At 72.8% G+C, this 13,734-nt stretch carries 9 protein-coding genes and 1 pseudogene; 5 read left to right on the forward strand and 5 right to left on the reverse strand.

Going from position 1 to position 13,734, the window contains the following annotated elements:
• The first annotated feature begins 54 nt into the window (after positions 1-54).
• A complete protein-coding gene (locus RLT58_RS23815; protein ID WP_311312401.1) occupies positions 55-615 on the forward strand; it encodes a single-stranded DNA-binding protein in 561 nt (186 codons plus the stop codon).
• 213 nt (positions 616-828) lie between these two features.
• Entirely contained in the window at positions 829-2,271 is a 1,443-nt protein-coding gene (locus tag RLT58_RS23820) for a Cys-Gln thioester bond-forming surface protein (RefSeq protein WP_311312402.1), read from the forward strand.
• A gap of 167 nt (positions 2,272-2,438) precedes the next feature.
• On the opposite strand, the gene RLT58_RS23825 is transcribed toward RLT58_RS23820, so the two are convergent.
• A complete protein-coding gene (locus RLT58_RS23825) occupies positions 2,439-3,095 on the reverse strand; it encodes a hypothetical protein (protein WP_311312403.1) in 657 nt (218 codons plus the stop codon).
• A gap of 115 nt (positions 3,096-3,210) precedes the next feature.
• Positions 3,211-3,684 (reverse strand): DUF4240 domain-containing protein, encoded by a 474-nt coding sequence (locus tag RLT58_RS23830; protein WP_311312404.1) that lies wholly within the window; start codon positions 3,682-3,684, stop codon positions 3,211-3,213.
• 198 nt (positions 3,685-3,882) lie between these two features.
• Here RLT58_RS23830 and ettA point away from each other — a divergent pair, with 198 nt between their 5' ends.
• Genes ettA through RLT58_RS23845 form a run of 3 tightly spaced genes read left to right on the forward strand, consistent with a single transcriptional unit; the run spans position 3,883 to position 6,664 of the window.
• Positions 3,883-5,547, forward strand: a complete 1,665-nt coding sequence (ettA, locus tag RLT58_RS23835) for an energy-dependent translational throttle protein EttA (RefSeq protein ID WP_311312405.1) — start codon at positions 3,883-3,885, stop codon at positions 5,545-5,547.
• A gap of 5 nt (positions 5,548-5,552) precedes the next feature.
• On the forward strand, positions 5,553-5,975 hold the full coding sequence (locus RLT58_RS23840) for an acyl-CoA thioesterase (protein ID WP_399131674.1): 423 nt from the start codon (positions 5,553-5,555) through the stop codon (positions 5,973-5,975).
• Entirely contained in the window at positions 5,972-6,664 is a 693-nt protein-coding gene (locus RLT58_RS23845; RefSeq protein WP_311312406.1) for a DUF8010 domain-containing protein, read from the forward strand. The genes RLT58_RS23840 and RLT58_RS23845 overlap by 4 nt, the downstream gene beginning before the upstream one ends.
• Before the next feature lie 15 nt (positions 6,665-6,679).
• On the opposite strand, the gene RLT58_RS23850 is transcribed toward RLT58_RS23845, so the two are convergent.
• The 3 genes and pseudogenes from RLT58_RS23850 to RLT58_RS23860 form a co-directional block, all read right to left on the reverse strand.
• Positions 6,680-7,642, reverse strand: a complete 963-nt coding sequence (locus tag RLT58_RS23850; protein ID WP_311312407.1) for an ABC transporter ATP-binding protein — start codon at positions 7,640-7,642, stop codon at positions 6,680-6,682.
• Positions 7,639-10,410 carry an FtsX-like permease family protein gene (locus RLT58_RS23855; protein WP_311312408.1) on the reverse strand — a complete coding sequence of 924 codons (2,772 nt, stop codon included), beginning with the start codon at positions 10,408-10,410 and terminating at the stop codon, positions 7,639-7,641. Before RLT58_RS23855 ends, RLT58_RS23850 begins: the two co-directional genes overlap by 4 nt.
• A gap of 1 nt (position 10,411) precedes the next feature.
• A pseudogene (locus RLT58_RS23860) lies at positions 10,412-13,729 on the reverse strand (ABC transporter permease).
• Positions 13,730-13,734 lie beyond the last annotated feature (5 nt).

The raw sequence follows: 13,734 nt of genomic DNA on the forward strand, positions 1-13,734 counted from the left end.
ACCGGGCGCAACAGCGCGATCACTGAATGTCCGGGCCGAAGGGGAGGCGAATTCATGAACGAGACCTTGGTGACGCTGGTGGGCAACGCGGCGACCGGTGTGGAATTCCGGGAGACCGCGGCCGGGGGAATGGCCCGGTTCCGTTTCGCGGTGACACCGCGCCGCTGGGACCGGACCAAGGAGCTCTGGACCGACGGGCACACCAGCTTCTACACGGTATGGGCCTGGCGCACGCTCGCGGCGAATCTGACGGGTTCCGTTTCCGTGGGCGAACCCCTGGTGGTGCACGGCAGGTTGAAGGTGCGCGAGGAGGAACGGGAGGGGCAGCGGCGGACATTCGTGGACATCGAGGCGGTGGCCGTGGGCCATGACCTGACACGCGGGACGTCGGCGTTCCGGCGGGTGGTCAGGGGTGAGCCGGGGCTGACGTCTCTCAGGGAGGGTCCGGCGGAGTCCGGGCCCGACCTCTGGGCGGTACGGAAGGAGGGGGCGCCCGAGGAGCGGGAGGGGGAGCCGGAGGCCGTCGAGCAGGCCCCCGAGCGCCGGGGGCGTCCGGCGGCGCGGCGCCGGACGGCGCGTCAGAAGGCCGATGCCGAGCCGGTGCCGGTGTCATGACCTACCACGCCGGAGGGCCGGGCCGTCATCCGCCGCGCGGACGTTACCCGGGATAACGATTCCGATTCGGAATGGTTGTCCGACGGTATGACGGGGGACTGTGCTTCGCTCCGTCCTTAGGATTTCCCAGTACTCACAGGGCACTTGAGTCGACTGGCGGGACATTCCCCACACGCGCACCGGGCGCGAGGGTCTCGCCCGGAGGGGAATTCTGTGTTTTCTGCTTCTTCAGCGACCGCTTCGTCAGCCACGGCGGCGGCCGGCCCCCGACAGAGACGGGGCATAGCCCGCCTGGCCGCCTCGGTGGTGGCGTCCGGTCTGGTGATGGCCGGGGCGCTGGTCGGCGCGGGCGGTGCGGTGGCCGACGAGGCGCCCGCGCACCAGGGCGGGGCGACCGCGGTCCTGGACGGGCTGAAGACGTACGACACCGCCGTGCTCCACACGGACGGCAAGGACCAGAAGCTGCCCGCGGGCCTCTTCGAGATGACCGTCGACGGCGGCGGCAAGCTCAAGACGTACTGCATCGACATCCACAACCCCACCCAGGACCAGGCGAAGTACCTGGAGACCCCCTGGAACCAGACCTCGCTGGGCGCCAACAGGAACGCCGGCCGGATCCGCTGGATCCTGGAGCACTCCTACCCCCAGGTCGACGACCTGTCGGCCCTCGCCGAGAAGGCCGGCACCGGGCCGCTCACCGAGAAGACCGCGGCGGCCGGCACCCAGGTGGCCATCTGGCGCTACTCGGACGACGCCGACGTCGACGCCTCCGACGCCCAGGCCCAGAAGCTCGCCGCCTGGCTGGAGAAGAGCGCCACCGACACCGCCGAGCCCAAGGCGTCCCTGGCGCTGGACCCGGCCGTGGTGTCCGGCCCGTCCGGCTCGCGGCTCGGCCCGGTCACCGTCCGCACCAACGCCGGACAGGTCTCGGTGACCCCGCCCGCCGACTCCGCCAGCGGCATCGCGATCACCGACAAGAAGGGCAAGCCCGTCACCACGGCGGCCGACGGGGCCCAGCTCTACTTCGACGTGCCCAAGGGCGCCGCCGACGGCTCCGCCGCCCTGACGGTCCAGGCGACCACCTCGGTCCCGGTCGGCCGTGCCTTCGCCGGTGTCACCCGGAGCCAGACCCAGATCCTGGCCGGCTCCAGCGAGTCCACGGTCTCCGCGAGCGCCACCGCGACCTGGGCGGGCAAGGGCGCGATCCCGGCCGCCACCGCGAAGAAGAACTGCGGCAAGGGCGGCGTCGACATCACCCTCGGCAACGAGGGCGACGCGGCATACACCTTCGAACTGGCCGGAGCGGAGCACACGGTCGAGGCCGGCAAGTCCGTGACCGTGACCGTCCCGGTCGCCGAGGACCAGGCGTACGACGTCACCGTCACCGGCCCCGGCGGGTTCAGCCGGACGTTCAAGGGCGTGCTGGACTGCCGGACGACGGGCACCGCCACGGGCGGCCTCGACACCCAGACCGTCGACCAGCCCAACACGACCACGGCCACGGCCGGCGGCAGCACGACCGGAGCCAACCTCGCCGAGACGGGCAGCTCGAACGCCACCCCGGTCATCGCCGGCATCGCGATCGCCCTGGTCGTGATCGGCGGCGGCGCGGTCTTCCTCCTCCGCCGCCGCAAGGGCCAGTCCCCGGCCGAGTAACCCCCTGAACGACGAGCACGGGCACACCCGCACCGCGTGCCGACGACGACCCCGGTATGGCTTCGGCTTGCCGGGGTCGTTGCATGTCGCGCATCGGACTGGGCGTCGTCCGGGGTGGGCGTATGTCCGGCCCCTCATCAACTGCTTCCCTCTGATGAGGGGCCGGGTCAGGCGGCCTGGGGCGTGTGCGGGGCCCCTGCGGGGAGAGGCGCGAACGGTCGGGGGCCGATCCCTGCCTGCCGGCCGGTGACGGCCTCGAGGGCGATATCGGTGCGCATCACGCCGCGCATCCTTTCCCATCGATCCCAGAGTCGGGCGAAGTCCGCCCTGATGCCGTCGAAGGACCCGTCCGGGTCAGGATTCCCTTCCTCCAGGCACATGATCCGCCGATAGACCTCGGACAGCGCGGCAGTCATTTCGTCCAACTCGACAAGAACCGCTGCGGACGCGATCAGCTGCGCTTCGGCGAACACTGAGTGGTGATCGCTTCGAGCCTCTTCGACCAGTTCTCGTGCGTCCGGCGTGACAGCTCCCTTGTGCACAGTCCAAAGGAAGTTCACAAGATGGGTTCGGTAGCGCCGGAAGGAAGCGTTGACCTGCATGTAGCTGTCGCGGCGACGGTTCAGCTCCGCTACCTCCTGCTCGCGCCGCCACTGAGTGTCGGCCAACTGCTGCTGGCGCTGGAATTGTTCTGTTTGAACACGTCCTAGAAGGCGTTGCGACAGGACCGAGGCCACGAGCGTGCCCGTGACACCAACCACTGCGGCCGCCAACCCGATGAGTGCGTTTCCCATTGAACCCCCGAGTGACTGAGAGAAACCCATCGGTCACATTCTGCCTCCGGGACATGGTGGATGGGGGGCCTCTCCGCGCTGCCTCCGGGAGCCGCTATGAGATTCCTGCTGGGCGGGACAGCGGGGTGGCTCGGACTGTCCGACCTCAGTCCCTCAGGTGCGGCCAGCCGTCCTTGTTGGAGAAGGTCTCGACGCAGTACCGGGTTGAGCGGTCCCACTCCCGGCCGGTGGCCAGCTCGTAGGCCTTGTCCGGTACGTAGAGCAGCCACTCGGCGTCGTAGTGGGTGGAGGCGTAGGGGGCGAACTTCCCGGAGTCGTAGAAGACGCTCTCCCAGACGGCTCGGCCGGCGGCGACCACGGCGCAACGCGTGTACAGGAATTGGTCGGCCGACATGGGGAACGGGTTTCCGTCGCCATCCGACAGGTCGACCACCGGCAGGACACCGAATTTCTCCTGGTCCAGGCGGTAGAGAGCCTCGGCATGGCGTTCGGCGAAGCCCACGATGTCTGAGACCGGGCGGCGGCCCAGCTCCCCGGAGAGCCGCCGGCAGTTCGCCTCGTCTGCCTCACCGTTCAACGTGTCTATGAGTGCCCAGAAGTCGGCCCATGTCATTCTCATGGGTGCAGAATGCCAGGTGGGAAAGCGGCTGTCTGTATCAGTAGTGACCGAGTGTTACAGGCGGTGACAGGTCGGCTGCGCCTGCGGCCCCTGAACCCCCAGGTCACGGCCACCAGCCGATACGGGTTTCCGTCAAGAGGTGGCCGTCAGGCAAGATGGGGTGTATCTGCCCACTCATCGATTGCCGGACGGTTTCTCTTGGCTGAGTACATCTACACGATGCGCAAGACACGCAAGGCGCACGGCGACAAGGTCATCCTTGACGACGTGACGCTGAGCTTCCTGCCCGGCGCGAAGATCGGTGTGGTGGGGCCCAACGGTGCCGGTAAGTCCACGGTGCTGAAGATCATGGCGGGCCTGGAGCAGCCGTCCAACGGGGACGCCTTCCTGTCGCCCGGGTTCAGTGTCGGCATCCTCATGCAGGAGCCGGCGCTCGACGAGTCGAAGACCGTGCTGGAGAACGTCCAGGACGGCGCCGCCGACATCATGGGCAAGCTCAAGCGGTTCAACGAGGTCGCCGAGCTCATGGCGACCGACTACTCCGACGCGCTCATGGACGAGATGGGCAAGCTCCAGGAGGACCTGGACCACGCCAACGCGTGGGACCTGGACGCTCAGCTGGAGCAGGCCATGGACGCGCTGGGCTGCCCGCCCGGCGACTGGCCCGTCGTGAACCTCTCCGGTGGTGAGAAGCGCCGCGTCGCGCTCTGCAAGCTGCTCATCGAGGCCCCGGACCTGCTCCTGCTCGACGAGCCCACCAACCACCTCGACGCCGAGTCGGTGAACTGGCTGGAGCAGCACCTCTCGAAGTACGCGGGCGCCGTGGTCGCCGTCACCCACGACCGGTACTTCCTGAACAACGTCGCCGAGTGGATCCTCGAGCTCGACCGAGGCCGCGCCATTCCGTACGAGGGCAACTACTCCACGTACCTCGACAAGAAGGCCGCCCGCCTCAAGGTCGAGGGCCGCAAGGACGAGAAGCGCGCCAAGCGGCTCAAGGAAGAGCTGGAGTGGGTGCGGTCCAACGCCAAGGGGCGGCAGACCAAGTCCAAGGCCCGTCTCGCCCGGTACGAGGAGATGGCGGCCGAGGCGGACAAGATGCGGAAGCTGGACTTCGAGGAGATCCAGATCCCGCCGGGCCCGCGGCTCGGTTCCATCGTCGTCGAGGTCGAGAACCTCTCGAAGGCCTTCGGCGACAAGGTCCTCATCGACGACCTGTCGTTCACGCTGCCGCGCAACGGTATCGTCGGCGTCATCGGTCCGAACGGCGCGGGCAAGACCACGCTGTTCAAGATGCTCCAGGGCCTGGAGACGCCGGACAGCGGCTCCATCAAGGTCGGCGACACGGTCAAGATCAGTTACGTCGACCAGTCCCGCGCCAACATCGACCCGAAGAAGACCCTCTGGGCCGTCGTCTCGGACGAGCTGGACTACATCAACGTCGGCCAGGTCGAGATGCCCTCGCGGGCCTATGTCTCCGCGTTCGGCTTCAAGGGGCCGGACCAGCAGAAGCCGGCCGGTGTGCTCTCCGGCGGTGAGCGCAACCGGCTGAACCTCGCGCTGACGCTCAAGGAGGGCGGCAACCTGCTGCTCCTCGACGAGCCCACCAACGACCTCGACGTCGAGACCCTTTCCTCGCTCGAGAACGCGCTGCTGGAGTTCCCGGGCGCGGCTGTGGTCATCTCCCACGACCGCTGGTTCCTGGACCGCGTCGCCACGCACATCCTGGCGTACGAGGGCGACTCCAAGTGGTACTGGTTCGAGGGCAACTTCGAGTCGTACGAGAAGAACAAGGTCGAGCGTCTCGGCGCGGACGCGGCCCGCCCGCACCGCGCCACGTACAAGAAGCTCACGCGAGGCTGATCGTCTTGGCTCGTCATATCTACAGCTGCCCGCTGCGCTGGTCGGACATGGATGCCTTCGGCCACGTCAACAACGTGGTCTTCCTCCGCTACCTGGAGGAGGCGCGCATCGACTTCATGTTCCGGCTGGCGCCGGGGGACGGCTCGCCGTCCTTCGCGGGCGGTTCCGTCGTGGCGCGGCACGAGATCGACTACGTACGGCCCCTGGTCCACCGGCACGCGCCGGTGACCGTCGAGTCCTGGGTCACGAAGATAGGCGCCGCGTCGCTGACGATCGCCTACGAGATCAAGGACCCGGACCAGGTGTACGTACGGGCGTCGACCATCGTCGTGCCGTACGACCTGGCCGAGGAGCGCCCCCGGCGGATCTCCGCCGAGGAGCGGCTCTTCCTCCAGGAGTACCTGGCCGAGGAGCCCGCCGCGGCATGACCGCACCCGTGCAGTCGCTGCAGTTCGCCGACGCGAGGGAGGCCGCGGATCTCGCGGCCTTCCTCGGGCGGCTGCTCCACTACGACCGGGCCGCGGCCGTCCGGCTGCAGGCCGGCGGCGGCGCGCTCGCCGTGTTCGGCCGGCCGCCCTCGTTCGACGTGCTGGCGATCCGGGCCGTGCGGATGGCGGACACCCACGACTTCGACGTCACCGTCTCGGCCGGTGAGCTGCTGGAGACGCTGGACCCCGAGGGATCCGCCGCGGGCTCGGGCGCCCTGCCCGCCCCGGTGACCGGCCCGCCCTGGACTGGGGTACTGCCCCCGCGAGGCGGCTGGCGGGAACGGCCCGGGCTGCCCGGCCCCGTCTCCCTGCGGGCGGCACTGACCGCCGCCGTCGCGGAGTTCCGGGCGCGCGACGAGGCACTGCCCGAGGACCGGCGTACGCGCGCGGAGCGCGATCTCATCGGCCACGACATCTGGTCGCGGACCGTCGACACCACCGAGCTTCCGCTGCGCGCGGTGCACGCCGCACAGGCGCTCGGCTTCCTGCGCGCCGCCCCTGACTTCCCCGTCGCGCTGCTGTCCGCCGGGGCGTGGCTGCGGCTGCGCACCCCGTTCGGCTCCATCGCGCTTCGCCGGGCAGGTGCGGCGGGAGGGCTGGGGGCGCTCGCCGTCTCCGTGGGCGGGTAAGGCCCCTCGCGCCGGTTACTCCGGCTGGGGCGCGTCCGGCCAGACGCCGATGTGGTCCTGCTCCAGTTCCAGCATCACACGGTGCTCCATGCCCAGCGCCTCCGTGTAGTCCGCCGGCAGCTGGAGCCGGCCCGCGCGGTCGAGCATCGCGTACTCGCGCGCCACCTGGGACTCCTGGCCGGTCGCCGCGTCCACCTCCGTGCGGCGCAGCACCTCGAACGACGTACGGCCGTCCCGGATCGCGACCGTGCGGCTCACCTCGTCGGCCACCGCCTGGTCGTGCGTGACGATCACGATCGTCGTGCCCAGCTCCTCGTTGGCTCGGCGGAAGGCGGCGAAGACCTGCTCGCCGGTGGCGGAGTCCAGCTCACCGGTCGGCTCGTCGGCGAGCAGCACCGAGGGGTTGTTGGCGAGCGAGACGGCGATCGCCACCCGCTGCTGCTGGCCGCCCGACATCTGCTGCGGGCGCCGGTCGCGGCAGTCCTCGACCTCCAGCATCCGCAGCAGCGCGTCCGCGTGCGCGGCCCGGTCGCGGCTGCGGCCCCGGCCGCGCAACTGCATCGGCAGCGTGACGTTCTGAGCGGCTGTCAGGTAGGGGAGGAGATTGCGGGCGGTCTGCTGCCAGACGAATCCGACGACGTCCCGGCGGTAGCGGAGCCGTTCCTTCTGGCCCATGGACAGCAGATCGCAGCCCGCCACCTTCGCCGCCCCCGCCGTGGGCTCGTCCAGCCCGGCCAGGATGTTCATCAGGGTCGACTTGCCGCTGCCGGACGCGCCGACCAGCGCCAGCAACTCGCCTTCCGTGACCAACAGATCGAGCCCCTGGAGGGCCTGCACCTCCACCCCGTCCGTGGTGAAGACACGGACCAGCCGGTCGCAGGCGATCAGCGCGTCGTGCCCGTACGAAGGGCGGTCGCGGCGCGCGGCCGCCCGCTGTTCGAGCTCCGCCAGTGTGGAGTCGGTCGACTGCGTCGTCATCGGGAGTCTCCTGCCCTGAGTTCGGTGATCGATCCGCGGCGGCCGGTCCACCAGGCCTGCACACCGGCCACCGCCGCGGCGAGGACGATCACGCCCACCGCCGGCAGGACCAGCGACCACGGATCGGTGCGCAGCGGTGCGGTGGCCGGCAGGCCGGAGCCGGAGCCGGTCGAGAGTGCGAGGCGCACCAGGTCGATGCCCGGTGCGAGCAGCGCGATGGTCGCCCAGCCGACGAGCAGCCCGCCCACGGCCGCGAGCACCGCCTGCGGCAGGGCCTCGAAGCCGAGGAGCCGCCCGCCCTGCCGGGAGGTGAGGCCCATGGTGCGCAGCCGTGCCAGCAGCGTGGTGCGCTCCGGCGCTGTCTGGAGCAGGGAGAGGAGGACGGCGAGCAGGGCGTACCCCGCGCCGGCCGCGATCGCCGCCGTGTAGATCCGCTCGGCGCCGTTCTGCATGGGGGTGTCCACGTACGCCGCACGCGCCTCGGAGCGCAGCCGCACGGAGAAGTCCTTGCCCGCGTCGGCCGCCGCCGCCCGCAGCTCCTTCGCGTCCGGCCGGCCCGTGAGCAGCAGGGTCGTGGTCTGCCGGTGGGTGAGGGCGGAGGCGTCGACGATCAGGAAGGAGCTGTCGGTGACGGCGGGGGTGCGGGCCACCGTCCCGGCCACCCGCACCTTGAAGTCACCGGCCAGCGACTGGAGATCGCGCGGCCGGTCACCGAGCCGCCTGGCGACGGACGGCGAGGCGAGGACCGGCAGGACCCGGTCCTTCGAGGGCAGCTCGCCCTCGGGCGGCTGTGCGCCGGTGGTCTTCAGCCGGTCGGCGGGGAAGCCGCCGAGGCCGGTGGAGCGGGCGAGCCGGGCGTACGTGGCCGGGTCGACGCCGACCAGGGTCGCGCCCTTCGCGTCCTCGAAGCCCTTCTCGGGCGCCGGCAGCGGGACGCCGTACTCGATCTGGATCCGCGCCACCTCCCGTACCCCGTCCACCCGGTCCACCGCGCGGATCAGGGCGTCGGGCAGGGGCACGGAGTCGCCCCGGCCGCTGACCCGGGCGTCGGCGCCGGTGGTGAGCACGGCCGCGTCGTCCCGGGCGCCCGCGACCCCCGCGAGGACCGAACCGCCGAACGCCGCCGTCGTCAGCGCGACCAGCAGTGCGAGCAGCGGCAGGGTGCCGGAGGCCGGGGAGCGCCCGGCCCGGGCCAGCGCCAGGAAGCCGATCGCGCCGCGCAGCCGGGCCACGGAGCGCAGGGCGAGCCGCAGCGGCAGCGGATAGAGCCGGACCAGGACCACGGCGGCGATCAGCCCGACCAGCACGGGCGCCGAGCTGATCAGCAGATCCGTGCCGCCCGCGCTGTCCGTGCCGCGCCGGCGCAGGGCGGCGACGGCGCCGACGGCCAGCACCAGCAGGGTGAGTTCGGCGACGGTGCGCCGCCGGGAGGGGCGGGCGGTCGCCACGTCGTCCCGGGCCCCGTGCAGCCGCGGGCGCAGATGCAGCAGGGCCGTACGCAGCGGAAGCGCGGCGCAGACCAGCACGACGACCGCCGCCGCGCCCGCCACCGCCGGCCCCGGCCGGGCCTCGCCGACGGCCAGGACCGCCAGCAGCAGGCCCAGCGCCCCGGCGGGCACGGCCGTCACCGCGGTCTCGGCGAGCAGCCGGCCCCCGATGCCGGCCAGCGAGCCGCCGCGCGCCCGCAGCAGCGCCAGTTCGGCCCGCCGGCGTGCGGCGATCAGCCCGCCCGTCATCAGCAGCACGACGGCGGCGACGGCTCCGATGCCGACGGCGGCGACCGTCACGACCGGCTCGATCGCCGCGCGCATGTCGTCGTACGCGGCCAGAACCTCGTCCAGGTCGGTCGTCACGGTGATCGTGTCCCCGGCCAGCTCCCGCATCCCGAGCAGCCCGGGACCGCCCTCCAGCGAGGCGACCGCCGTCCGCAGCCGGGGCACGTCCGGCGCGGTCAGCCGGGCGCCGTCCGGTGCGACGCGCCAGTAGAGCTCGGGCTGCCCGGTGGTGGCGAGCAGGGCCGGTCCGGCGTCCGGCGGCAGCAGCAGCGCGGCCGTCCAGTAGTAGCGCGGGGTCTCCTTGCTGGGGATGGGGACCAGGGACGGGGTGCGGAGGAGCTGTTCGGCCGACCAGTAGGAGGCCTCGGGGCGCAGCGGGGTGACGATGCCGGTGATCCGTACCGTCAGCGTCCCCCCGCCCCGGGTCGGGACGGCGACGGTCGCGCCGGTCTTGATCCGCAGCGCCTTCGCGGTCTGCTCGGTGACGGCCGCCTCGACCTCGGTGGTGCGCAGGGTCACCCGGCCGTGGACGGCCGGCCACCGGCCCGTGCGCAGGGTGGCGTGGTCGGACAGCCCGGACTGTGTGACGTAGGTCAGCGCGGGGTCGAGACCGTACGGGCGGGGGAACCACGGCTCCTTGGCCGCGACCGGGTTCGCGGTGCGGACGCCGTACGCGGACTGGGCCGCGTCGGGCCGTACCGGAGCGGGCAGCGCGGCCAGCACGGAGCGGTCGACCCTCGCCATCGCGGCCCGGCGCACCGCCTCCTCGCGTGCCGCCACCGGCAGTTCGAGTCCGGGCTGGGGGCCGCTCAGCTCCAGGACGCTGCGCCGGGGTTCGACGGCGGCGAGGTCGTGGCGCAGCCCCTGGTTCTCGTAGCGGTCGACGGACCGGGGGAACGCTGCGGCCAGGAACGCCGTCACCACCACCAGCAGGGCGAACGCGCAGGCGGCGCAGGCGGCTGCGGCGCGGGGGGTTCTCGAACGCGGGCTCATGTCAGTTGTCCCCCTGGTGGCGCAGCGATATCGCGGGGTCGGCGCGGCGCAGGGCGAGTGCGGCGACGATGAGCAGGGGCAGCACGGCGACCCCGGCCAGCAGCAGGGCCACCTGCCCCGGCGGCAGCTGCACCAGCACGGGCGGCACCGGCTGGGCCGCCTGCCCGGTCAGCACGATCAACGGCACGACCGCCCGGGTGAGTACGGCCCCGAGCACGGCCCCGACCAGCAGCCCGAGGGCGATCAGGACGCCCTGTTCGGCCGCGGTCATCCGGGCCAGCTGATGGCGCGGGGTGCCCAGTGCCCGCAGTACGGCGAACTCGGCGGACCGTTCCCGCTGGGAGCCCACCGCCGCCACGGCGAAGCCGACCGCGGCCAGGGCTGCGGCGATGACCGCGACCGCGAGCAGCGCGGACTGCGGTCCGGCGCCCAGCGGATCGCTGACCAGCTCGTCGGCGATCTCGTCGCGCACCTGGACCTGGACGGGGTCGGTGTCGGGGCGTGCGCGCAGCGCGGCGGCGACCTCGCCGCTGCGGCCCGGGGCGGTGCTCAGCCACCACTCGGTCGCGGTCAGCCGGGTGTTGGGGCGTTCGGCGAAGACCCGGCCCAGCGACCTGAGGTCGAGCAGCAGCGCCCCGCCGTCCCGGGCCCGCTGGGTCTCCCCGGTGGTGGCGGAGGAGACGCCCGGGCCGGTCGTCGGCAGCCGGTGCACCGTCCGCGCGATCTTCACCCGGACCCGCTCGCCGGCCAGTGTGACATCGACGTTCTGCCCGGTCCGCGCGCCGGTGGCCTTCAGATAGGCGTCCGTGGCCACGGCGTTCACCGGGGGCGCCTTGGGGCGGCCGGTGGTGATCCGCACGTTGAACGCGGGGATCGAGTACACCGCGTCCTCGGAGGTGACATGGCCGGTCCGGTAGTCCAGGCCCAGCGGGCCGGCGGCCGACGCGGTCGGGAAGACGGCCGCCCCGGGAAGCACCTCGCCGAACGAGTCGCTGCTCACGGCCGCCTTCCAGCGGAAGCCGCCCGGCACGGGGACCGGCCGCTCGGTGCCGTCCGCCGCCACGGTCCGCAGCCCGCTCAGCCGGAGCCGGTGCGCCTCGCCGTGGTCGACGGGCTGCTTGTCGTCCAGCTCGAACCCGGTGACGGCCAGCTCCCCGGCGGCGGCCACCCCGATCTCGAAGGGGTGCGCCTTCCCGTCGACCGGTACGGAACCCGCGACCACCTGGTACGGGAGGCCGTAGCGGTCCTCCAGCAGCACGGTGAGCAGCGGGCTCATGCCGGACGGCGAGGTGTGGCGGGGCGCGGCGGGCACGGAGATCCGCAGGTCGAAGCGGAGCCGGGTGCCGTCCTTCGGCAGCAGCAGGCCGGGGCGCGCGGTCCGGGGCGGGGCCAGCGTCCCGAACAGCCGGTCCGCGGAGCCTTCTCCGAGGTCGTCGCGCATCAGCATGCCCTCGTCGGCGTGCGCGGTGTCGAGCGCGAGGATCTCGGCGGTGCGGTCGCCCGAGAGATCCGTCGTCGTACGGAAGGCGGGCGCCGCCTCCCGTACACCCGGCAGCTTCCGGTACGCGCCGGACTTGGCCGGGTCCGCGTTCACCCCGCCGACCATCCGTACCGAGGCACCGGACCTGAAGTCCGCCTGGTCGCTCTGCGAACGGTCCCACGACGCGCTCTGCCCGATCGCCAGCATGCCCATCGCCACCGACAGGACCAGCAGCAGCACCGGGCCGGCGCCCCGCAGGGGGCGGCGGCTGAACTGCCAGCCCGCCGGCGCGGTAGCCAGGCCCCGGCCGCCCGCCGCACGGCGCTCCGCGAGGCGGGCCGCGGGCGGCAGCAGCCGCAGCGTCAGTACCGTGCCGGCGAGCAGGGCGAGGGCGGGCGCGGCCACCAGCAGCGGATCGATCCCCAGCTCGCCCTTGCGGTCACCGCTGAGCGCGCCGCCGCCGGAGCCGTTGGTCTGCCGGTCCAGCTGCCAGTACGCCACCGCCGCGACCAGCAGCAGCGCGAGGTCGGCGCCGGCCCGCACCGGGGCGGGCAGCGCGGCGGTACGGGCGGCGCGCCGGCCGCCGGCGCTTGCGGCCAGGGCGGGCGCCACGACGGCGAGGGCGCAGGCCAGCGCGGTGACGGCGGCGATCAGCCAGACCTGGGGGGTGACGCCCGAGTCGAGCCGGAGCCCGATCCGGGAGAGTTCGCTGCGGTCGGCCAGCAGCCGGGTCAGCGGCCCGGCGAGCAGCGGGGCGACGACGGCGGCCGGCAGTGCGAGCAGCAGCGCCTAGACGGCCGCGAGCGAGGTGATCCGGGCACGCGATCCGCCGCGGGCCCGCAGCAGTTCGGTCTCGCCGGAGCGTTCGCTGCTGAGCAGCCGCGCGACCAGCAGCAGGGCGTAACCGGCGAGCAGCACCAGTTGCACGGCGACGATCGTCAGCGTGGAGCGGGAGACCAGCAGCGCCCGGTCGACCTGGTCGAGCACGGTGGGCAGCGAGGTCTGCGCGTCGGCCCCGTCCTTGAACTCCGGGGTGGCGAGCAGGGCCTTGGGGCCCTCGGTCGCCGCGTCGTGCAGCGCCGCCATCCGGTCCGTGGTGACGGTCCGGAAGTCGGCGGTGGCCAGCCAGGACAGCTCGCCCGAGCTGATCCGCCCGGAGCCGAGCACCGCCGGGTCGGTGAGCAGCGGGCCGTATGTGGTGAAGACGACCTTGCGGATGCCCCGGCCGCCGAGCGCGTCCAGCCGCCAGTACGGATCGGCCTGGTCGGCGGCCTTGTAGAGCCCGGTGACCAGGATCCGCACCGGCTTGCCGCCGAGCCGGTCGGTGACCTTCAGCCGGGCACCGGGCTTCAGCGCCAGGGCCTCGGCGGCGGTCGCGGGAAGGGCGACCTCGACCGGGGCGCCGCTCTTCCCGGCACCGGCGGCGGGCAGCCGGCCGGAGGTGAGCGCGATGCGGCTGCGGTCCAGCGAGGCGAAGTGGGTGAGGTCGGGGTCGCCGCGCCGGTCGGCCGGGGCCTGGAGGGCGCGTGGCAGCGCGTACGGCCCCGAGGCCTCCAGCTTGCGTACGGTCACCGGAAGGCCGTCGAACGTGGCGCGCGCGGCCTTGCGCGCCGCCGCGTCGGCGGTGGCCCGTTCCTCGCGCTCCACCTGCGCGGACACGACGAGCGCGGCGGGGACGGCGGAGCGGTGGGTGAGGGTGTGGCGCAGCGCGGCATCGCCGATGGAGCCCGAGAACGCGGTGAGCGCCGCCAGGACGGAGGTGGTCAGGAGCACGGCCAGGACGGCCGCGGCGAGAAGGAGCCGGTGCGCCCTCACCCGCAGAAAGACGAACCCCGTCACCTGGC

Origin of the sequence: Streptomyces sp. ITFR-16, from assembly GCF_031844705.1 — a bacterium.
Taxonomy (GTDB): Bacteria; Actinomycetota; Actinomycetes; order Streptomycetales; family Streptomycetaceae; genus Streptomyces.

Excerpts from the sequence above, each read along its gene's own strand:
- RLT58_RS23815 (WP_311312401.1), top strand. The coding sequence starts at position 55 with ATGAACGAGACCTTGGTGACGCTGGTGGGCAACGCGGCGACCGGTGTG.
- RLT58_RS23825 (WP_311312403.1), bottom strand. The coding sequence starts at position 3,095 with ATGGGTTTCTCTCAGTCACTCGGGGGTTCAATGGGAAACGCACTCATC.
- RLT58_RS23830 (WP_311312404.1), bottom strand. The coding sequence starts at position 3,684 with ATGAGAATGACATGGGCCGACTTCTGGGCACTCATAGACACGTTGAAC.
- RLT58_RS23845 (WP_311312406.1), top strand. The coding sequence starts at position 5,972 with ATGACCGCACCCGTGCAGTCGCTGCAGTTCGCCGACGCGAGGGAGGCC.
- RLT58_RS23850 (WP_311312407.1), bottom strand. The coding sequence starts at position 7,642 with ATGACGACGCAGTCGACCGACTCCACACTGGCGGAGCTCGAACAGCGG.
- RLT58_RS23855 (WP_311312408.1), bottom strand. The coding sequence starts at position 10,410 with ATGAGCCCGCGTTCGAGAACCCCCCGCGCCGCAGCCGCCTGCGCCGCC.